This window comes from Microbispora sp. ZYX-F-249 (genome assembly GCF_039649665.1).
Taxonomy (GTDB): Bacteria; Actinomycetota; Actinomycetes; order Streptosporangiales; family Streptosporangiaceae; genus Microbispora; species Microbispora maris.
Window position 1 is genome coordinate 1 of record NZ_JBDJAW010000183.1, and the last position, 382, is coordinate 382.

The 382-nt window shown below is 70.9% G+C and carries 1 protein-coding gene; it reads left to right on the top strand.

The genetic code is table 11. From position 1 onward, the window contains the following. Window positions 1-382, top strand: a 382-nt coding sequence (locus tag AAH991_RS40330; protein WP_346231220.1) for a Gfo/Idh/MocA family protein, incomplete at both ends; no start/stop codon positions are given.

The following is a 382-nucleotide window of genomic DNA, read 5'->3' on the forward strand; positions in this document are numbered from 1 at the left end:
CCTCGGCGACATCGGCGCCCACATCATCGACACCGCGCAGTTCATCGTCGGCCGGTCGCTGACCGGGGTGAGCGCGATCACCGAGACCTTCGTCAAGCAGCGCCCGCTCGCCGAGGGGTCGAGCGGCCTGGCCGGCCAGGGCGGCACCGGTGAGATGGGCGAGGTGACGGTGGACGACGCCGCGCTGTTCATCGGCCGCTTCGAAGGCGGGGCGCTGGGCTCCTTCGAGGCCACCCGGTTCGCCGCGGGCCGCAAGAACGCGCTGCGCATCGAGATCAACGGGTCGCTGGGCAGCCTGTCCTTCGACTTCGAGGCGATGAACGAGCTGTGGTTCCACGACCACACGCTCGACGCCGCCGAGGGCGGGTTCCGGCGGATCCTC